The sequence below is a fragment of the uncultured Alteromonas sp. genome (assembly GCF_963976965.1).
In the GTDB taxonomy this organism is placed as follows: domain Bacteria; phylum Pseudomonadota; class Gammaproteobacteria; order Enterobacterales; family Alteromonadaceae; genus Alteromonas; species Alteromonas naphthalenivorans.
Genome location: NZ_CAXBMP010000026.1, coordinates 23,884 through 43,961, shown reverse-complemented (window position 1 = coordinate 43,961; position 20,078 = coordinate 23,884). Strand labels below are relative to the sequence as shown.

The window sequence follows — 20,078 nt, the reverse complement described above, 5'->3', positions numbered from 1 at the left end:
ACTATCCCACCTTTAAAGATACAGATAACCAATAAGCAGCGGATGTATGCAGAAATACGATATTAATACCTTTCAAGGTTTGATCCTTGCGCTTCAAGATTATTGGGCGCGTCAAGGGTGCGTAATCATTCAGCCCCTTGATATGGAAGTAGGTGCGGGTACCTTTCACCCAATGACATTTCTTCGTTCATTAGGCCCAGAGCCTATGAGCAGTGCCTATGTACAAACTTGCCGTCGTCCTACTGATGGTCGATACGGTGAAAACCCAAACCGCTTACAACATTACTATCAATTCCAAGTCATGTTGAAGCCTTCTCCTGACAATATTCAGGAATTGTATTTGGGTTCTTTGAAAGAATTAGGTTTCGATCCACTGGTGCATGACATTCGCTTTGTTGAAGACAACTGGGAGTCACCTACCCTTGGCGCTTGGGGCCTTGGTTGGGAAGTATGGCTTAATGGTATGGAAGTGACGCAGTTCACTTACTTCCAACAAGTTGGCGGTATTGAATGTAAGCCAGTTACGGGCGAAATTACTTACGGCCTAGAACGTTTAGCCATGTATGTACAAGGCGTAGATAGCATTTACGACTTAGTATGGGCAGATGGCCCTATGGGTAAAGTCACCTATGGCGACGTATTCCATCAAAATGAAGTAGAGCAATCTACCTATAACTTTGAATATGCCAACGTTGATGCCCTGTTCCGTACATTCGATGAATGTGAAGCAGCTAGCCAACTACTTATCGAGAAGAATTTACCACTACCTGCCTACGAGCAAGTCATGAAGGCATCTCATGCATTTAATATGCTAGATGCTCGCCATGCTATTTCAGTGACAGAACGTCAACGCTATATTTTACGCGTTCGTACTCTCGCAAAAGCATGTGCTGAAAGCTATTTCCAGAAGCGTGAAGCGCTTGGTTTCCCACTTTGTAATAAGGAGTCTTAAGGGTGCGAACAGAGAATTGTTTGATAGAGCTTGGAACAGAAGAGCTTCCACCTAAAGCGCTTAAGTCTCTTGGCGAAGCCTTTGCACAGCAATTTGAGGCAGCACTTAGCGCTGCTGAGCTTAGTTTTACCAGCGTAAGCTGGTTTGCAGCACCACGTCGCTTAGCTGTTTATGTTTCTGCGTTGGCTGAAAGCCAAGCTGATAAAACGGTAGAAAAACGCGGCCCTGCTGTAAGTGCCGCTTTTGATGCAGATGGCAACCCTACTAAAGCCGCTCAAGGTTGGGCCCGTGGTAATGGTATTAGTGTAGAAGATGCTGAACGCCTTGTTACCGACAAAGGTGAATGGCTGTTGCACAAAGCGCACGTGCCAGGCAAACAGATTGGCGAGTTACTAGCGTCTTTACTTAACCAGGCTATTGCTAAGCTTCCTATCCCTAAAGCGATGCGTTGGGGTAATTACACTACGCAGTTTATTCGCCCAGTTCATACCCTTACGGCGTTGTATGGCAGTGAAGTAGTGAACTTAACCGCGTTAGGCTTAGCAAGCGGAAGGACTATTCAAGGTCATCGCTTCCATGGTGAAGCGCGCTTTGAGCTAGACCATGCTGACAACTACGCAAGTGCCTTGGAAGCGCATTACGTGGTAGCTGATTTTACCGCGCGTAAAGACAAGGTACGTCAGCAACTACAAACTGCTGCTGATGCGCTTTCGCTTACACCTGATTTTAACGAAGACCTGCTTGAAGAAATTGCTTCATTGGTTGAATGGCCGGTAGTGATGCAAGCAAGCTTTGAAGAAGGCTTCTTAGCGGTGCCTAAAGAAGCGCTTATTTACACCATGAAAGACGATCAGAAATATGTGCCATTGCTTGATAGCGAAGGTCAGCTTTCTAACACGTTCTTATTTGTCAGTAATATTGAAAGCCAAGATCCTATTCAGGTAATAAGCGGCAATGAAAAAGTTATTCGCCCTCGCCTAGCTGATGCTGAGTTCTTCTTTAACAGTGATAAAAAGACATCACTTGAAAGCAGACTTGCCAGCCTTGAGAGCGTGCTTTTCCAAAAGCAATTAGGAACACTTAAAGAAAAATCTGAACGTATTTCTGCGCTATCTGGTTTTATTGCGTCACAAATCGACGCGAATGAAGCCCTTGCGGCTCGTGCAGGTTTACTTGCTAAAACTGATTTGATGACCAACATGGTAATGGAATTCCCAGACGTACAAGGCGTTATGGGTAAATACTATGCGTTAAATGATGGTGAAGATGCGGCGGTTGCTGAAGCGCTTTACGAACAGTATATGCCTAGATTTGCCGGTGACGCTTTGCCTTCCCCTGGAATCAGTGCTGCAGTCGCACTTGCTGACAAGCTAGATACTTTAGTCGGAATTTTTGGTATTGGCCAACTACCGAAAGGTGATAAAGACCCTTTCGCGTTACGCCGGGCAGCTATTGGTGTACTGCGCATCATCACCGAACTTTCACTACCACTAGATCTTGAAGCACTTGTTGCTAAAGCGGGTGAAGTATACGGTAATAAGCTTTCTAACCAAGACTTCCAAGCACAGGTTGTCGACTTTGTATTAGCAAGATTTGTCGCGGTGTTGCAAGACCAAGGTATCGCTATTGATGTTATTCAAGCGGTTTCCGCTAGGCGCCCTACCCAACCTCGTGATTATGTAGCTCGTGTAAACGCGGTAGCCGAGTTTAAACAGCTTGATGAAGCTCAGGCATTAGCAGCAGCTAACAAGCGTGTAGCGAACATACTAGCTAAGCAAGGTGTCGACAGCAGCGGTAATGCATCTATTGATGAATCATTGCTAAGTGAAGACGCTGAAAAGGCACTTTATAGCGCGCTAATGTCGGCTGAATCTGTGGTAACTACCGCTGTTGCTACTCAAGATTACACTAAAATACTTTCAACTATGGCAACGTTGCGTAAAGCTATCGATAGCTTCTTTGATGATGTGATGGTAATGGCAGACGATGACGCGGTTAAACAAAACAGACTTGCGTTGTTATCGCTTTTAAGGCAACTTTTCCTTACAACCGCAGATATTTCCCTGTTGGCAAAGTCTTAAATTAGTTTGGTAAGTAAGCTATAGACTACAAACGCTCAACATCTGTTGAGCGTTTTTTTATTGGAGTTAGTGTGAATAAAACCCTTTTAGTCATTATTTTTTCGCTCTTTGTTTCTGCCTGTTCAAGCAGAAGTGGTTTTTCTATCCCAGAAGTAGCCCAGTCCGTGCCAAAAATTCAGTTCGAAAACTTGTATCTTCGAGGCGTATTTAATTGGTGGGAAGCCACATCGGCCTATCAATTTAAAAAAGATAGTAAGGGTTGGTTCGTAAATGTAGAACTTATCGCTGATGGACAGCCCTATGATTTTCGTTTGTCTGATGCTATTTGGACACCGAGTCAAAGTTGTGGGGGTAATTATAAAGGTCAGCCTGTTATGGTAAGCACTAAGATATTCTTAGCCTGTAAACAAGGTTCTGAAAACCTTCAGTTTACACCCTCTAATACAGGGATATACCGTTTTCAGATTGCGCCTGCAGACGACAATGAAGTGAGTTTGGTGATAACTCGAACGCAGTAAGGTTTGGTTCCTAGCTGCTTATATGTCGCTTATACATAGCGCTACAAATTAGAAAAGAGTAGGTATCAAACCCTACTCTTTTTTTTGACCTAGCCTTTTTGCATTAGCGTATTATCTTTTTAATTAACGCTGATTAAGGCTCTCAATCGTCACTACGTTGTCTTATTGTCTTTGCTTAATCACACCTGCCGCCATGGCTTCATTATTAATTAATTAGACATAGCGCGGCGTTATTTTGTCTTCATGACCATCATAACCCGATGCAATATCGTCCTCTTCTGTAAGGTATATTATTTTCCACCTCACACTCACTTTGCCCCACTCCATATACTTCAGGCGCGACTCTGTGAGTACTACAGAGGTTTTCTTGTGGCATTTTTTTGGGGGGGGGTAGCAAGTCAATCGGCAGGTAATCTGTTGTAGGAGGATATCCTAAGGCCACAAGTCTAGGTGTAAGTGTAAATATTGCGTATGTTAGGTGGGGTTTAACAATAAAAAAGCCCGGATCCTTTCTAAAGAAGCCAGGCTTTTTCTTTATCTTTTCACACTAATCTAACGTGTGGAGTCATTGACCTCTTACACGTCTAAGTTTTCTACTCTCAACGCGTTAGCTTCAATGAAGTTTCTTCTTGGTTCTACTTGGTCACCCATTAGCGTAGTAAACAACTGGTCACACGCTATAGCATCTTCAATTTTAACTTGAAGCATTCTACGACCTTCAGGATCCATGGTGGTTTCCCAAAGCTGGCTTGGGTTCATCTCACCTAGCCCTTTATAGCGCTGAATGTACTGACCACGTTTAGCTTCACTCATTAACCAATCTAGTGCTTCTTTGAATGACTCTACAGGCATTTTACGATCACCACGTTGTATAAACGCATTTTCGCTCATCATGTCGTTAATCGCCAAATTAAGCTCTTTAAGACGCTGATATTCAGTAGACTCAATAAAGTCGTGACCAATTACGTATTCGTAATCGATACCATGCATACGCATGATAATGGTGATATAGAATTCGCTAAGTTCGATGTCTCTGCGTATTTCATAGCGGTATGTTGCGCCATCATTTTCACGTTCAGTAAGCTGTGCAACAAAGTGCTCAGCTACGTTTGCTAGTGTGCTTTCATCTTTTAAATCTTCTAGATTCAATGTAGGCGTATAAATCATTCTATAAAGAATAGAGGAAGGCATTAGACGCTTCATGCGCGTAATCATCTTCTCTGCAGATTGGTATAAGGTTACCAATTGCTCTAACGCTACACCACTAATACCTGGGTCATCATCACTCGTGTGCAGAGATGAACCATCAATAGCGATAGAGGTTAGGTATGCCGTTAACGCATCATCATCTTTCAGATACTGTTCTTGCTTACCTTTTTTCACTTTATAAAGCGGCGGCTGAGCAATATAAATATAACCACGCTCAATGATTTCTGGCATTTGACGGTAGAAGAATGTCAGTAGCAATGTACGAATGTGCGAGCCATCCACATCAGCATCCGTCATGATAATAATGCTGTGATAACGTAGTTTTTCTGGGTTATATTCGTCGCGTCCAATACCACAACCTAGTGCGGTGATCAGCGTGGCAACTTCTTGTGAAGAAAGCATTTTGTCAAAACGTGCTTTCTCAACGTTTAATATTTTCCCTTTAAGCGGAAGAATAGCTTGGTTCTTACGGTTTCGTCCCTGCTTGGCTGAGCCGCCAGCAGAGTCTCCTTCCACTATATATAGTTCGCTTAGTGCAGGGTCTTTTTCCTGACAATCTGCAAGCTTACCTGGCAAACCAGCTAAGTCTAACGCGCCCTTACGGCGAGTCATTTCACGTGCTTTACGTGCAGCGTCTCGAGCCCGTGCAGCATCGATAATTTTACCTGCAATAATTCTACTTTCGGCAGGGTTCTCAAGTAAGAACTCAGCAAGCTTTTCGTTCATTGCTGATTCAACTGCTGTTTTCACTTCTGATGAAACCAGCTTATCCTTAGTTTGAGAAGAGAATTTAGGATCAGGAACTTTCACTGATACAACAGCCGTTAAACCTTCACGCGCATCATCACCGCTCGTGTTAGTTTTGGCCTTTTTGTTCATACCCTCTTTTTCCATGTAGTTATTAAGCGTTCTTGTTAACGCTCCACGGAAACCAGCTAAGTGAGTACCACCGTCCCTTTGAGGAATGTTGTTGGTAAAGCAGTAGATATTTTCTTGGAAGCCATCATTCCACTGCATAGACACTTCTACTGAAATACCATCTTCTTGTTCATGCGTAAAATGGAAAACCTTCTGGTGAACAGGTGTCTTCTTTTGATTCAAGTATTCAACAAAAGCTTTAATTCCACCTTCGTACATGAAGTGATCTTCTTTACCGTCACGCTCGTCTTTCAATCGAATTGAAATACCAGAGTTAAGGAAAGATAACTCTCTTAAACGTTTAGCTAGAATATCGTAATGAAATAAGGTGTTAGTAAAGGTATCTGAGCTTGGCCAAAAGCGAACACTAGTACCTGTTTTATCAGTTTCACCAATTACAGCTAAAGGCGCTTGAGGAACACCATGTTGATATTCTTGTTCGTGTGTTTTGCCTTCACGACGAATACGAAGCTTCAACTTGCTCGATAATGCGTTTACTACTGAAACACCAACGCCGTGTAGTCCGCCAGATACTTTATAAGAGTTATCATCGAACTTACCGCCAGCATGCAGAACTGTCATAATAACTTCAGCCGCAGACACACCTTCTTCTTCGTGCACTGCAGTGGGAATTCCTCTACCGTCATCGTATACAGAAACAGAGCCATCTGTGTGTATTTGCACAACGATTTCTGAACAGTGTCCAGCCAATGCTTCATCTATCGAGTTATCAACAACCTCGAAAACCATGTGGTGAAGTCCTGTACCATCGTCCGTGTCACCGATATACATACCAGGACGCTTTCGTACGGCGTCTAATCCTTTAAGTACCTTGATACTGGACGAGTCGTAATTATTCTGTTCTGACATACTAGGTTTTACTCCTCTTTCACGCTTCCATGTTCCACGTGAAACATTTTCTTTTCGTTATATTTTTGTATGAATTCAAGCTGCGAAGATTCAATTGCAGTAACGAAAACCTGCGTATCCATATCCAACAGCCCGTCTATAAATAACTCACGTTTATCGGCGTCAAGTTCTGCGCCTACATCATCTAACAAGAAGATACTCTTCCTGTTAGTTAAAGTATTAAATAGTTCTGTTTGCGCCATTTGCAGCGCCGCAACAGCCATTCTAAGCTGCCCACGTGATAATAACTCTTGGGCATTAACCCCATTAACTTTTAGCTTAATATCAGCCTTATGGGGGCCAGAAGTTGTATGACCTATTTTACCATCATACTCACGTTTTTTAACTAAGCTTTCTGCTAAAGACGCATCTTTTTCCCATCCTTTGTAGTAATTAAGGGAAACTTCGTACTCAGCTAGAAATGTTGTCGCATATTTTTCAAAAATAGGCGTCAGTTTTGATATATAGTCTTCTCGTTTTATCGACAGCGCTTCTGCCCGCTCTAAAAAACATTGTTCCCAATACTGGTTTTGTGGTGCCGACAAATCAGACTGCTGTTTCAATAGTGCATTACGGTGCTTAAGAAATTTTGAAAACTGTACTGACAGCATTTGGAAGTCATGTTCCACGTGAAACAATCCCCAATCACAAAATCGTCTACGTTCAGAAGGCGAACCTAAAATGAGGTCAGTACTTTGGGGTGTAAACAGTTGAACGGGTACTAGACTGACTAAGTCAGAAAGTTTATTTGAATGCTCACCGTTAATACTACATGTGAATGTGTCGTTTCTTCTACGCTGAAAGCCTACGTTTAACGTTTCACTTTCTTCGTTTTTGCAGCTAGCAAATACACTAAACTCCTCTTCCCCCGTCTTAATAACAGATGTGTGTTTATTAGTACGAAAGGAGCGGCCAAAACCTAAATAGAAAATGGATTCAACCAGTGATGATTTTCCACTGCCATTTACACCGCGGATAATTGTTAACGCAGGAGAAGGTGAAAGATTAGCAGATGAAATGTTACGGAAGTTCGTAAGCTGGACTTTGTCCAGTTTCATAAGAGGACTCGGTAAAAAGGACGGTAATAAGAGATAAACAGCAGCGATGGAAGAAAACGATTAATCGTAACCACCATCGCCGATAGATAATGAAATATATTAATAATTACAGACGCATTGGCATAATGACATAAAGTGCAGCATCGTCAGCAGCATCTTCAATCAATGCACTCGCATTAGAATCAGACAAACTGATTTTCACATCGTCAGACCCTAGCGAATTCAATACATCAATAAGATAAGCGACATTGAACCCAATTTCTAAATCGTCGCCTTGGTAGCTTACATCTACAATTTCTTCGGCTTCTTCTTGCTCTGGGTTATTAGCTGTAATTTTCAGTTCACCAGAAGAAAGATTTAAACGAACCCCACGAAACTTTTCATTAGATAAAATGGCTGCTCGTGAAAACGCGTCTTTCAGTACCGCTTTACTGGCAATAATTTCTTTATCACCATCTTGAGGTAGTACACGACGATAATCAGGGAATCGGCCATCTACAAGTTTAGAGGTGAAGATGAAGTCGTTTGAAAAAATACGTAAATGGTTTGCGCCTATTTGTACTTTTAATGACTTATCGTCTTCAGTGATCAAACGAGATATTTCAAGCACACCCTTACGAGGAATAATAACTTGTCGGGCAGGAAGCGTGGTCTCATAGCTTAAACGACATAGTGCTAGACGATGACCGTCAGTTGCCACAGTGCGAATAATATTTTCTTCCGTCTCTAAAGACATACCGTTCAAATAATAGCGGACATCTTGTTGCGCCATTGAAAAACTTGTTGAATCAATCAAGCGCTTCATATCGCTACAAGTGATCTCAAACTCTACTTCACCTTCCCAATCTTCTAGATTTGGATAATCGTTGGCTGATAAAGTAGATAGAGTGTAACGACCACGCCCTGCTTTTATCAGCGCTTTGTTAACATCTATAGAGAAATGAACATCGGTGCCTTCAGAAATACCTCGAATAATATCGAAGAGCTTCTTAGCAGGAACGGTGATTTCGCCTTCGGTGAACTCCCCTTCCAACTTAACGCTAGAAATGAGCTCAACCTCTAAATCTGTACCTGTTAGCCATAGTGCGTCTTCACTAACTTTAATGAGCACGTTAGAGAGAATAGGTAATGTGTGTCTACGCTCTACAGCCCCCGATACCAGCTGAAGGGGTTGTAAGAATTGTTCGCGGCTTATACTAAATTTCATTGCTGTGCTATCTCGCCTCTAAAGGTCATTTTTAGGAAGACAAAGTCCGAATGAGGTTCTTATAGTCTTCTTTTATATCATGACTTTCTTCTCTAAGCTGCGTTATTTTTCTGCAGGCATGAAGTACCGTTGTATGGTCTCGACCACCAAAGGCATTTCCTAACTCAGGCAAACTATGATTGGTTAGCTCTTTCGCTAATGCCATCGCCACTTGTCTGGGCCGTGCAACACTTCGACTTCTTCGCTTAGATAAAATGTCAGCAACTTTAATCTTATAATAATCTGCCACAGTTTTCTGAATATTATCAACCGTAACTAATTTTTCTTGAAGCGCTAATAAATCTCTTAGGGCTTCACGTACAAAATCGATGGTTATCGGGCGACCGGTGAAGTTAGCGTTGGCAATCACTCGATTCAGTGCCCCTTCTAACTCACGAACATTCGAACGCAATCGTTTAGCAATAAAGAAAGCAACTTCATTAGGCAAGTGAATACGGTTCTCGGCAGCTTTACGCATTAAGATGGCAACTCGAGTCTCTAATTCAGGGGGTTCTATAGCAATGGTTAAACCCCAACCGAAACGAGACTTAAGACGGTCCTCTACCCCATCAATTTCTTTAGGGTACCTATCAGACGTAAGTATGATTTGCTGATTACCTTCAAGTAACGCATTAAAGGTATGAAAGAATTCCTCTTGAGAACGTTCTTTATTAGCAAAGAATTGAATGTCATCAATTAATAACGCATCCACTGAACGGTAGAAGCGTTTGAAGTCTTCTATCGCATTATTTTGTAGTGCCTTAACCATATCTTGAACAAAGCGCTCAGAGTGCATATACACAATTTTGGCATTTTCATTATTCGCGACAATGCCATTACCTACTGCATGCAATAAGTGGGTTTTACCTAAACCAGTTCCACCATAAATAAATAACGGATTATAAGAACTACCCGGGTTATTCGCTACTTGCGTAGCAGCGGCACGAGCCAATTGGTTAGATTTACCTTCTACGAAATTATCGAACTGATAAGTCGGGTTAATATTACTTTTATGCTTGGCCGCTTCTGGGATCGGGATCACTTTAGGCTGCTGAGGCGCAGATCGCATTGTGTTAGATCCAGCACTTCGTTGATCATACTGTCTATTGTCATGATTAGACGCAGAGTGGCTTTGCTGACTGTAGCCCGTTTGGGGCATGGCAGAGCGGGCACTCGCCTGAACAGGTGATGGCGCAGTATTGTTGTTATTATCAATAGATTGCTGATCGATTCCCGCTTGCCCAGTCTTATTTCCTGACGATCGTCCTGAATATGGGTTAGACGATTGACCTGAACCTTGGCTAAATGACTGACTAGGTGCTTGGTTATACGATTGACTAACAGCTTGGCCTTGGTTTTCGTTGTGCCCCTGATTTTGGTTTTGAGCTTGCTGCGGCGCAGGTGAAGCAGCAGCTCTACTGCGGCTCAAGCTTTCTCTACTCATAACATCAAGACGTAACTGAGGTGCATTTGGACCTGCAAATTCCCGCAGTAACCCGGTAATATTATCAAGATACTTATCTCTTACCCAATCAAGAATAAAACGGTTAGGGGCAAATAAAGCCACAACACCTTCTTCCTCTTGAGGAACCAAAGGTCTGATCCACATACTAAATTGTTGCGTGGGTAATTCTTGACGCAAACGTTCAAGACATTGATTCCATAAAGACATGTAAGTTACTTAGCTCCGGTAACTCGCAAATAACAACCAATACAAAGAAACAGGCACCGAAATGCGCGCCAAGAAGAAAAATCAGGCGGATGTATATTGTTGGGTAGCAGCGAGAATTTGTTTTATCGTTTTAATAGCTGTGGATTATCTTACTTTATCAACAAAAAGTAAATGGCGATCTTTGGAGATCATTAGGATCAAGCTCGTAACTAGCTGATAAATATGAAAAGACTGCTTATTCGAAAATGTGCTTAATTTAGCTAAAATTAGAATTAAAATACGTATTTTTAAATGAGATCGCAGCCTAAATGCGGTACTTAACGGCGTAAAATTTAAAAAACTGTGGATAAAACGCCAATTATAACCAGCTTATTCACAGTTAAAATTATCGCGACTGATTAGCTTTTAAGCCTTATCAGCAAACTTTGTTCACAATTTCTACCGAAATAATGGATTATTGATTGACAGTAGCCCCCGAGATCTCTAGAATTCAGCGTCCTTTTTCGATGGGCTTTTCTGGTGATAAGCACAACTTACTCTGGCAACAGAATAAAGTGTTTACCAAAAACGCCTATGTTTAATTAAATATAAGTGAGACTTTGGTCATGAAAAGAACATTTCAACCGAGCAATTTGAAGCGTAAGCGTTCTCACGGTTTTCGTGCACGTATGGCGACTAAAAATGGTCGTAAAATACTAGCAGCTCGCCGTGCAAAAGGCCGCGCTCGTCTTTCTGCTTAAGCTTAAGTAGAAAGCACCTAAAGTGGGCGAAAATCATTTTTCACGGGAGTTACGTCTGTTAACTCCCACCCACTTTACCTATGTGTTTGATAATGCAATTCCAGCTGTATCTCCCTCGTTTACCATCCTTGCAAGAACCAATACTCTACCATCTCCACGTTTAGGCATTACACTTGCCAAAAAGCGCATTCGTAAAGCTCACGACCGTAATCGTTTAAAACGTCTAATTCGTGAAAGTTTTCGCCATAAACAACATGATCTCCCAAATGTGGATATTATCGTAATTGGTAAATCTGGTGCTGATAAACTTAGCAATCAAGAGATTTTCGCAACGATGGATAAGCTATGGAAAAAATTAGCCAAACGTTGCAACGCGTCTTAATCGCGATACCACTGATACTCATAAAACTGTATCAATGGTTTATATCTCCTATTTTAGGACAACGCTGTCGTTTTCATCCATCATGTTCTTGGTATGCTATTGAAGCATTAAAAACACATGGATTAGTAAAAGGCGGTTGGCTATCAATCAAACGCATATTAAGATGCCATCCTTTGCATGCCGGTGGTTACGACCCAGTACCGGAAAAACAACAAGATAAACACTCAAAATAAAGAGACCTATATGGAATCGCAACGTAGTTTTCTGATAATTGGCCTGGCGCTGGTCAGCTTTTTGCTTTGGCAACAATGGCAAAAAGAATACGGACCTCAACCTGTACAGCAAGTACAAACAGAGCAAGCCGAACAGGTATCACAAGGTGTGCCATCATTTGATGATGCACAATCTGAAGATGTGCCTACCGGTGATAGCGTACCTGCAGCTAAACCAATGGCTAGCGCATCAAATGCTAACCGCATTATCGAAGTTAAAACTGATGGCCTAGACCTTCGCATCGACTTATTGGGTGGCGACGTTATTACCGCCGACTTATTGAAGTTTCCAGTTACCCAAGGCTCTGAAGAACCTTATAGCTTATTACGTTCAGGTAATAACCTATATGTAGCGCAAAGTGGTCTTATTGGTGCTAACGGACCTGATGCTAGCAGCAGTGGTCGCCCTGTTTATCGTACCGACAGCAATTTCTACGAGATGACCGGTGATACGCTAGAAGTACCTTTGGTATGGAAAAACGACCAAGGACTTACTGTTACTAAAACGTTCATCTTCAAAAAAGACCATTACAACGTTGCGGTAAATTACACGGTTCAGAATAACTCAGGTGCTGCGGCTAATGTGCAGCAGTATGCACAATTGAAACAAGTTATTGATGCGGAAGACGACGGTAACATGTTTATGCCTACCTATCGCGGCGCTGCATATTCTACCGAAGACGATCGTTATCAGAAATACACCTTTGATGATATCGCTGATGACAAGTTGCGTGAAACCACCAAAGCAGGTTGGGCTGGTATGCTCGAGCATTACTTTGTATCAGCTTGGGTACCACCACAAGATCAAGTTAACACCATTTACTCGCGCAATATCTCAAATCAATACGCAGTTATTGGTGTTTTAATGCCAGCAGCAGTGGTTAATACCGGCGAAACAAAAACGTTGTCTAGCACCCTTTATATGGGTCCAAAAGATCAAGGAAAATTGGTTCAAATTGCTCGCGGTCTAGATTTAACCGTTGATTACGGCATTTTGTGGTGGATATCTCAACCACTGTTTTCATTACTTACATTTTTGCACAGCTTGGTGAATAACTGGGGTGTAGCCATCATCTTAATTACTATCGTAGTGAAAGGTGCTATGTACTGGCTGACTAAGAAGCAATACGAGTCTATGGCTCGCATGCGTAACTTAGCGCCTAAAATGCAACAACTTAAAGACCGTTTTGGCGATGACAGACAAAAAATGTCTCAGTCAATGATGGAGCTTTACAAGAAAGAAAAAGTTAACCCAATGGGTGGTTGTTTACCGCTCGTACTTCAAATGCCAATATTCCTAGCACTCTATTGGGTGTTAATGGAAAGTGTTGAATTACGCCATGCAGATTTTGCATTGTGGATCACTGACTTATCAGTGAAAGACCCGTACTTTGTATTGCCTATATTAACGGGCGCAAGTATGTACTTGTTACAGAAACTACAACCGACAACAATTACTGACCCTATGCAGCAGAAGATAATGCAGTTCATGCCTGTGGCAATGAGTGTGTTCTTCTTATGGTTCCCAGCAGGTCTAGTATTATACTGGTTAGTAAGTAACATCATTACGTTAGTACAAGCCAAAATGATATATGCTTCTATGGAGAAGCGGGGAATTAAATAGCAACGTCTATTTCTTTTATAATAAACAGCCCGCCAATTGCGGGCTGTTTTGTCTACGAGGATAAATTAACTATGCCATCATTTGATATTGTGTCTGAAATCAATATGGAAGAAGTGCGTAACGCCACTGAAAATGCCCATCGGGAACTTGCCACACGTTTCGACTTTCGCGGCATTGTTGCGAGCTTTGAATACAAAGAAAAAACTGTGGTAATGAAAGCGGAAGCTGAATTCCAGTTGCAGCAAATGGAAAGTATGTTTAGAACCGCATGTTCTAAACGAAACCTAGATACTTCTTTTCTGGACGTAAAACCTTTTGACGCAAATGGAAAGACCTATCGCCAAACGATTGCTTTTAAAGAAGGCATAGAACAGCCTATTGCTAAGAAAATCGTAAAAATAATTAAAGACGCGAAAATTAAGGTACAAACGGCGATTCAAGGTGAAGAACTTCGAGTAACCGGTAAAAAGCGTGACGATTTACAACAAGCCATGGCCTTGGTTAAATCATCAGATTTAGGTCAGCCTTTTCAATTTAAGAACTTTCGCGACTAAAATATGGATTCACATATCATCACAACCGATACCATTACCGCTCAAGCTACTGCCCCTGGGCGCGGTGGTGTTGGAATAGTGCGGGTTTCAGGTCCCTACGCAAAGGCTATCGCTGAGGTATTAGTTCCCACAGCGCTAACGCCAAGATTGGCGACCTATACCCCGTTTGTCGATAGCCAACAAAACGTTATCGACCAAGGTATCGCGCTATTCTTCAAAGGGCCTAATTCATTTACGGGCGAAGATGTATTAGAACTACAAGGTCATGGCGGCCAGGTTGTGATGGATATGCTTATTGACGCAGTGTTATCCACTGGTAAGGCGCGATTAGCCAACCCAGGTGAGTTCAGTGAACAAGCCTTTATTAACGATAAGCTCGATTTGGCGCAAGCTGAGGCGATCGCCGATTTAATAGATGCCAGCTCTAAACAAGCGGCAAGAAGCGCGCTACGTTCGTTACAGGGCGAGTTTTCAACCCAAATACAAACCTTATCCGATCAAATCGTTCATTTGCGTATGTACGTTGAAGCCGCAATCGACTTTCCTGAAGAAGAAATTGATTTCTTATCTGATGGCAAAGTGTCTGGTGACTTAGCCGCCATACTTGCGCATCTTCAAGTGGTGAGAGAACAAGCCAAGCAGGGAAGCCTGCTTAGAGAAGGGATGCAGGTGGTTATTGCCGGGCGTCCTAATGCGGGTAAATCAAGTTTACTTAATGCTTTGGCAGGCCGGGATAGCGCCATTGTGACCGAGATTGCAGGTACTACTCGTGATGTATTAAAAGAGCATATCCACATTAACGGTATGCCGGTACATATCATTGATACTGCTGGTCTTCGTGATAGCCCTGACAAAGTAGAAAAAATTGGTATTGAGCGAGCATGGCAAGCCATTAGCGAAGCCGATCACGTACTGTTTGTTACCGATTCAACCACTACCGACATAGCAGATCCCTATAAAATTTGGCCTGAATTTATGGCGCGCTTACCAGAGGGTATTCCTACCACGGTAATCAAAAACAAAGCGGATCTAAGCGACTTACAAGTAGGCCTGAATCAAGTGAAAACGGAACATGGCGACATGCCCGTTATTAATATTTCAGCAAAACAAAGCGACGGTATCGATACCCTACGGGATCATTTAGCCAAAACCATGGGTTTCGACACTACCACTGAAGGGCAATTCATTGCCCGTAGACGTCACCTAGATGCGTTGGAAAAAGCCTACGAATATGTAGTGATAGGCGAACAACAACTTCACGATGCTATGGCCGGTGAATTACTTGCAGAAGAACTTCGATTAGCCCATCAGTCATTATGTGAAATCACTGGTGAATTCACCTCAGACGACTTACTTGGTAAGATATTTTCATCTTTCTGTATTGGTAAATAATTGATGACAACGCACTACGAAATAATTGTGGGTACCATGCTTGGCGCTTCAGAATATGTAGCCGAAGCTATTGCGAAAATGCTTGAACAGCAGGGCAATACTTTCACTATTCATCTTGAACCAACGCTTAACGATATTAATAAAGATTCAACATGGATACTGTGTACATCAACCCATGGTGCTGGTGAACTACCTGATAATATCCAACCTTTTGCGAAATCATTAAAAGATGCTGATTTGAAGGGTGTGAATTTCTATGTGATTGGTTTAGGTGACACTAGTTACGATACCTTCTGCCATGGCGCAAAAGAGATAGAAACCACAATGAAAAATACCGGCGCTACCCTTCTTGCCGCGCCCATACACATTGATGTGTTAGAACACCCTATTCCAGAAGATGAAGCGGTAGCCCGCTTTGAAAGCACGCTGGAAACTGCATGAGCACAACGCTAACGCAAGCTGAACTCGCGGTACTGCAATCGCCCTTATCTAACGATTGCCGCGTACTTTACTTGCTTGGCTTACGCCCAACAGCTAATACGGCTTCAACGGCAACTGCGCCTATCGATTATAAGTTCTTACTGTCGCTATTAAACGGCGAACAAAAAGACCTCCCCTATCAACGAGGCCGGCAAATCAATAGCCTGTTGAAACAGCTTGAACTTGTTGGGCTGGTGGTTTTTCCAGAAGCGTTAGATTTAGACCATTCTATTAACGGCAAAGCCCTACTTCTGCCCTTAATAAATAATGCACAATCGAATTTTGATGCCCTGCATAAATCTCACTTTGCTATATCAGCGGCTTGGAAACCAAACAAGGACCTGTTCCTAGAAATGGCGTCTCTTCTCGGTATCATTGATACTGAGTATGATGATAATGAAGTAGGCGAATTCATTTCATACTGGCTTGGTAGGCCTGGAACGATACTTAGTGAATTCCAGTGGACACAAAAATTCGCTCATAATATTAAACATAAGCGCCTTGCTGCAGGTTATTCTCCTGTAAGAAAAGTAGGAAATCAGCAAGTGAAAGTTGCAGCTGGTATCGAAGCAGATGATAATGCAAGAAAGCTGGTGGAAAAATACGCCACGTCCACAAAGAAGAATTGATGCTATGGATCGAATTACAGATAAAATTGCAAATCTTGCAAAGGCACTTAACAAGCCTTCAGAGCCTAATGATGAATATATCGATTACGCAACGCTTAGAAAGCAATATGAGAACCAAGCAAACCAAGAGATTGGTCAACTACAACAGCGCTCTAAAAAAGCGCGCGTAGAAGCCATTCATGGGCGTTCTGATCTAAATCCAAAATGGACATTCGCAAATTTAATTGAAGACAGTGACGATGTTATTGAAGCAGTATCTATTGCTCAATCGTTCATTGCCGCTCACGATGATCCAGCGTGGCGCCAAAGCGGCTCACATATGATGTTATTCTACGGCGATTATGGCCGAGGTAAGTCTCATATTGCAGGTGCGATCGCCCATCAACTCATAGAACAATATGAGATCTCCGTATTGTATAGGCAACTTTCAACCCTATTGGAAATGCGTTATTCCTCTTACGATTTTAGTGCCACAGACAACATAGGCCAGAAATTTAGAGAAGCAAACCAGGAACTACTTGAAGTCGATTTGCTCATTCTTGATGAAGTGTGTGTGAATGAAACTGTACTTAAAAAGAATACCCAAAGCTGGTTAGGTAACTTATTACGCCAACGATTGGTTAATAAAAAGAACTGTATCTTGATCACTAACCACAGTTTAGGCGAGCTAGAGCACGCTATGGGGCGCTATTGCTTTGAGTCAGTCAAAGAATACGATACTTACAAAGTACGCTTTCAAGGGCCAAGTAGACGTGAAGGCTTAACCCAAGATGAAGCCGAAGCACAGAATATCACACCAAGATATCAACCTAATCAGGTACGCTAAACCAAAAGCCACAGGCAGTAAGCGTTAAAAGATCATTAAAATCCCCCTCGTAATTCTCTAAAAGGGTGTCATTAATAATGATCATTACTCCCTTGTGGCACTCATTTTTTCTGTTTCCTCCATAAATTTTCAATTATTTTCCTGATCACAATATAAAAGATAATGAGTGATCATATGATCCACTCAGAAATTGTGGAAAGATCTCATCCACAGTTAGATCGCTCTTAAAGCCATATTCTATGCTTAGTTAACGATCTAACAGTAGTATTAACCAACATTTTATCCCCAGTGCGATCACATCTTGATCAGTGCTGTGGATAGGATCCTACAAACCACTGTGTATAAGCTCTTACTGAAGAATGAGTAACTTTATTCACAATTGCCCATGTGGATAACTAAGGGGTTTATACACAAGATTATGAGGGGGTTATCGATCTGTATTACACAACCTTTTAGATCGTGTAACTTCATGATCTGAAACTGCTTTAAAGGGTTACTAACAGATCTTGCTGATCCTAATAATAATAAAAATAAACAGATCTATATAAGATCTTAAGATCAATAGAGCCAGGTCGAAAAGAAATGAGCAACAGCATTGAAGAAAATTTAACCGTTTTCTTTATGCAATAAGTCAGCTAAAATACGCGCCCTTTTTTCGACTTGTACAGAAAAGAAAAAAGTTACTCCATTTACGTTAATAGTGAGGTTCGATATGTATTACACCCAAGCATTTGATGTCATCGTAGTCGGTGGTGGTCATGCTGGAACAGAGGCTGCGCTAGCTGCTGCTCGCATGGGATCAAACACCTTACTGTTAACTCATAACATTGAAACCATTGGACAGATGTCTTGTAACCCAGCGATCGGTGGGATCGGCAAAGGTCATTTGGTAAAAGAAATTGACGCACTTGGTGGTGCAATGGGTTTGGCTGCCGATCAAGGTGGTATTCAGTTTAGAACTTTGAATTCAAGCAAAGGACCAGCGGTACGAGCAACGCGTGCTCAAGCTGACAGAACCCTTTACCGCCAAGCCATTCGTAAAATCGTAGAAAGCCAAGAAAACCTCACGTTGTTTCAACAAAGCGTTGACGATCTTGTTGTTGAAAACGATCAGGTGACTGGTGTGGTTACCCAAATGGGGCTAAAATTTAAAGCCAAAACCGTGGTACTCACAGTAGGAACCTTCTTAGGCGGCACGATTCACATAGGCCTTGAGAACTATCGTGGTGGACGCGCAGGCGATCCCCCTTCGATAGCCCTCGCAGATCGTTTACGTGCCTTACCGTTTCGTGTAGACCGCTTAAAAACCGGTACACCTGCACGATTAGATGCCCGTTCGTTAGATTTTAGTGTGATGCAGGCACAACCTGGTGATAATCCAACGCCGGTATTTTCATTCATGGGCAACCGTGAAATGCATCCACAACAGATCCCGTGTTACATCACGCACACTAACGAAAAGACACACGATATTATTCGAGGCGGACTTGATCGTTCTCCTATGTTCACTGGCGTAATTGAAGGTATTGGCCCTCGTTACTGCCCAAGCATTGAAGATAAGATCACCCGTTTTGCAGACAAAGATTCGCATCAAATTTTTGTAGAGCCAGAAGGGTTAAATAGCATTGAGGTTTACCCAAATGGTATTTCAACAAGCTTGCCTTTCGATATTCAAATGAATCTTGTGCGCTCAATCAAAGGTTTTGAGAACGCGCATATTGTTCGTCCAGGCTATGCGATTGAATATGATTTCTTTGATCCTAGAGATTTGAAACAAACTTTAGAAAATAAATTTATCAAAGGTTTGTTTTTTGCTGGCCAAATTAATGGCACAACCGGGTACGAAGAAGCAGGTGCGCAAGGCCTTATTGCTGGTGCTAATGCATCGCTGCAAGCACAAGAAAAAGATCCGCTTATTTTACGTCGCGATCAAGCTTACATGGGTGTATTGATTGACGATCTGGCTACTATGGGAACGAAAGAACCCTATCGTATGTTTACCAGCCGTGCAGAGTATCGATTACTCCTTCGTGAAGACAACGCCGATAGTCGCTTAACCGCGTTAGGTCGTGAGATAGGCTTGGTAGACGACGCACGTTGGGCAGCGTTCAATACTAAAATGGAAGCGGTTGAAGGTGAATTGCAACGCTTGCGCGGTCAATGGGTACATAAAGATCATGGTGCTACGCCAGCACTTAACACCCTGCTTAAAACGCCAGTAAGCAAAGAGCATTCGCTAGAAGAACTGATACGTCGACCTGAAATGACCTATCGTCAATTGATGGATATTGAAAGTATTGGGCCTGGTTTAGCCGATCCCATTGCGGCAGAACAAGTTGAGATCCAAATTAAGTACGCAGGTTATATTGCCCGTCAAATGGACGAAATAGCCAAAACACAACGTCACGAAAATTCACTGTTACCGGTTGATCTCGATTTTACTAAAATCTCAGGTTTATCAAACGAAGTGGTAGCGAAACTCACAGAAGCGAGACCTGAGACCATAGGTAAAGCGTCGCGCATCTCTGGAATTACACCGGCCGCTATTTCCTTGCTTTTGGTGTATTTGAAAAAGCACGGCATGTTAAGAAAACACGATAAATTAAGCGCTTAAGC

The 20,078-nt window shown here is 42.3% G+C and carries 17 protein-coding genes; 13 read left to right on the top strand and 4 right to left on the bottom strand.

Annotated elements, in window-relative coordinates; genetic code table 11:
* Positions 1-46: 46 nt before the first annotated feature.
* From glyQ to AAC006_RS16725, 3 genes are all read left to right on the top strand, one after another.
* Entirely contained in the window at positions 47-952 is a 906-nt protein-coding gene (gene glyQ, locus AAC006_RS16735) for a glycine--tRNA ligase subunit alpha (RefSeq protein WP_013782512.1), read from the top strand.
* Positions 953-954: 2 nt separating this feature from the next.
* Positions 955-3,033, top strand: coding sequence for a glycine--tRNA ligase subunit beta (gene glyS, locus AAC006_RS16730; RefSeq protein ID WP_339891936.1), 2,079 nt, complete (start codon positions 955-957; stop codon positions 3,031-3,033).
* Positions 3,034-3,104: 71 nt separating this feature from the next.
* Complete coding sequence (locus AAC006_RS16725; RefSeq protein ID WP_339891934.1) at positions 3,105-3,551, top strand: hypothetical protein; 447 nt, start codon at positions 3,105-3,107, stop codon at positions 3,549-3,551.
* 576 nt (positions 3,552-4,127) lie between these two features.
* On the opposite strand, the gene gyrB is transcribed toward AAC006_RS16725, so the two are convergent.
* From gyrB to dnaA, 4 genes are all read right to left on the bottom strand, one after another.
* Positions 4,128-6,548 carry a DNA topoisomerase (ATP-hydrolyzing) subunit B gene (gyrB, locus tag AAC006_RS16720; protein ID WP_288389161.1) on the bottom strand — a complete coding sequence of 807 codons (2,421 nt, stop codon included), beginning with the start codon at positions 6,546-6,548 and terminating at the stop codon, positions 4,128-4,130.
* A gap of 8 nt (positions 6,549-6,556) precedes the next feature.
* Positions 6,557-7,645, bottom strand: a complete 1,089-nt coding sequence (recF, locus tag AAC006_RS16715) for a DNA replication/repair protein RecF (protein WP_208804732.1) — start codon at positions 7,643-7,645, stop codon at positions 6,557-6,559.
* Positions 7,646-7,751: 106 nt separating this feature from the next.
* Positions 7,752-8,852: a DNA polymerase III subunit beta gene (gene dnaN, locus AAC006_RS16710; RefSeq protein ID WP_208804730.1), complete on the bottom strand. Its 1,101-nt coding sequence runs from the start codon at positions 8,850-8,852 to the stop codon at positions 7,752-7,754.
* A gap of 31 nt (positions 8,853-8,883) precedes the next feature.
* A complete protein-coding gene (gene dnaA / locus AAC006_RS16705; RefSeq protein WP_208804728.1) occupies positions 8,884-10,563 on the bottom strand; it encodes a chromosomal replication initiator protein DnaA in 1,680 nt (559 codons plus the stop codon).
* Positions 10,564-11,168: 605 nt separating this feature from the next.
* Between dnaA and rpmH the strand changes: the two genes are divergently transcribed.
* The 10 genes from rpmH (at position 11,169) to mnmG (ending at position 20,076) form a co-directional block, all read left to right on the top strand.
* On the top strand, positions 11,169-11,303 hold the full coding sequence (gene rpmH, locus AAC006_RS16700) for a 50S ribosomal protein L34 (protein ID WP_049791785.1): 135 nt from the start codon (positions 11,169-11,171) through the stop codon (positions 11,301-11,303).
* Positions 11,304-11,325: 22 nt separating this feature from the next.
* Positions 11,326-11,685: a ribonuclease P protein component gene (rnpA, locus tag AAC006_RS16695; RefSeq protein ID WP_013786828.1), complete on the top strand. Its 360-nt coding sequence runs from the start codon at positions 11,326-11,328 to the stop codon at positions 11,683-11,685.
* A complete protein-coding gene (gene yidD, locus AAC006_RS16690; RefSeq protein WP_013786827.1) occupies positions 11,670-11,918 on the top strand; it encodes a membrane protein insertion efficiency factor YidD in 249 nt (82 codons plus the stop codon). Before rnpA ends, yidD begins: the two co-directional genes overlap by 16 nt.
* Positions 11,919-11,928: 10 nt before the next feature.
* The gene (yidC, locus tag AAC006_RS16685) at positions 11,929-13,581 is read left to right on the top strand and encodes a membrane protein insertase YidC (protein ID WP_338455487.1); all 1,653 of its coding nucleotides are present in this window, start codon (positions 11,929-11,931) and stop codon (positions 13,579-13,581) included.
* Positions 13,582-13,652: 71 nt separating this feature from the next.
* Positions 13,653-14,135 carry a YajQ family cyclic di-GMP-binding protein gene (locus AAC006_RS16680; RefSeq protein WP_013786825.1) on the top strand — a complete coding sequence of 161 codons (483 nt, stop codon included), beginning with the start codon at positions 13,653-13,655 and terminating at the stop codon, positions 14,133-14,135.
* 3 nt (positions 14,136-14,138) lie between these two features.
* A complete protein-coding gene (gene mnmE / locus AAC006_RS16675) occupies positions 14,139-15,527 on the top strand; it encodes a tRNA uridine-5-carboxymethylaminomethyl(34) synthesis GTPase MnmE (protein ID WP_013786824.1) in 1,389 nt (462 codons plus the stop codon).
* A 3-nt stretch (positions 15,528-15,530) separates the two neighbouring features.
* Positions 15,531-15,968, top strand: coding sequence for an FMN-binding protein MioC (gene mioC / locus AAC006_RS16670; protein ID WP_013786823.1), 438 nt, complete (start codon positions 15,531-15,533; stop codon positions 15,966-15,968).
* A complete protein-coding gene (locus AAC006_RS16665) occupies positions 15,965-16,636 on the top strand; it encodes a DnaT-like ssDNA-binding domain-containing protein (RefSeq protein WP_013786822.1) in 672 nt (223 codons plus the stop codon). Before mioC ends, AAC006_RS16665 begins: the two co-directional genes overlap by 4 nt.
* Positions 16,637-16,640: 4 nt before the next feature.
* Positions 16,641-17,462 (top strand): ATP-binding protein, encoded by an 822-nt coding sequence (locus AAC006_RS16660; protein WP_013786821.1) that lies wholly within the window; start codon positions 16,641-16,643, stop codon positions 17,460-17,462.
* 712 nt (positions 17,463-18,174) lie between these two features.
* Positions 18,175-20,076, top strand: a complete 1,902-nt coding sequence (gene mnmG, locus AAC006_RS16655) for a tRNA uridine-5-carboxymethylaminomethyl(34) synthesis enzyme MnmG (protein ID WP_013786820.1) — start codon at positions 18,175-18,177, stop codon at positions 20,074-20,076.
* Positions 20,077-20,078: the final 2 nt, after the last annotated feature.

Coding starts and splice junctions, on each gene's coding strand:
- glyQ (WP_013782512.1), top strand. CDS start 47: ATGCAGAAATACGATATTAATACCTTTCAAGGTTTGATCCTTGCGCTT.
- gyrB (WP_288389161.1), bottom strand. CDS start 6,548: ATGTCAGAACAGAATAATTACGACTCGTCCAGTATCAAGGTACTTAAA.
- recF (WP_208804732.1), bottom strand. CDS start 7,645: ATGAAACTGGACAAAGTCCAGCTTACGAACTTCCGTAACATTTCATCT.
- dnaN (WP_208804730.1), bottom strand. CDS start 8,852: ATGAAATTTAGTATAAGCCGCGAACAATTCTTACAACCCCTTCAGCTG.
- dnaA (WP_208804728.1), bottom strand. CDS start 10,563: ATGTCTTTATGGAATCAATGTCTTGAACGTTTGCGTCAAGAATTACCC.
- rpmH (WP_049791785.1), top strand. CDS start 11,169: ATGAAAAGAACATTTCAACCGAGCAATTTGAAGCGTAAGCGTTCTCAC.
- yidC (WP_338455487.1), top strand. CDS start 11,929: ATGGAATCGCAACGTAGTTTTCTGATAATTGGCCTGGCGCTGGTCAGC.
- AAC006_RS16680 (WP_013786825.1), top strand. CDS start 13,653: ATGCCATCATTTGATATTGTGTCTGAAATCAATATGGAAGAAGTGCGT.
- mnmE (WP_013786824.1), top strand. CDS start 14,139: ATGGATTCACATATCATCACAACCGATACCATTACCGCTCAAGCTACT.
- mioC (WP_013786823.1), top strand. CDS start 15,531: ATGACAACGCACTACGAAATAATTGTGGGTACCATGCTTGGCGCTTCA.
- AAC006_RS16665 (WP_013786822.1), top strand. CDS start 15,965: ATGAGCACAACGCTAACGCAAGCTGAACTCGCGGTACTGCAATCGCCC.
- AAC006_RS16660 (WP_013786821.1), top strand. CDS start 16,641: ATGGATCGAATTACAGATAAAATTGCAAATCTTGCAAAGGCACTTAAC.
- mnmG (WP_013786820.1), top strand. CDS start 18,175: ATGTATTACACCCAAGCATTTGATGTCATCGTAGTCGGTGGTGGTCAT.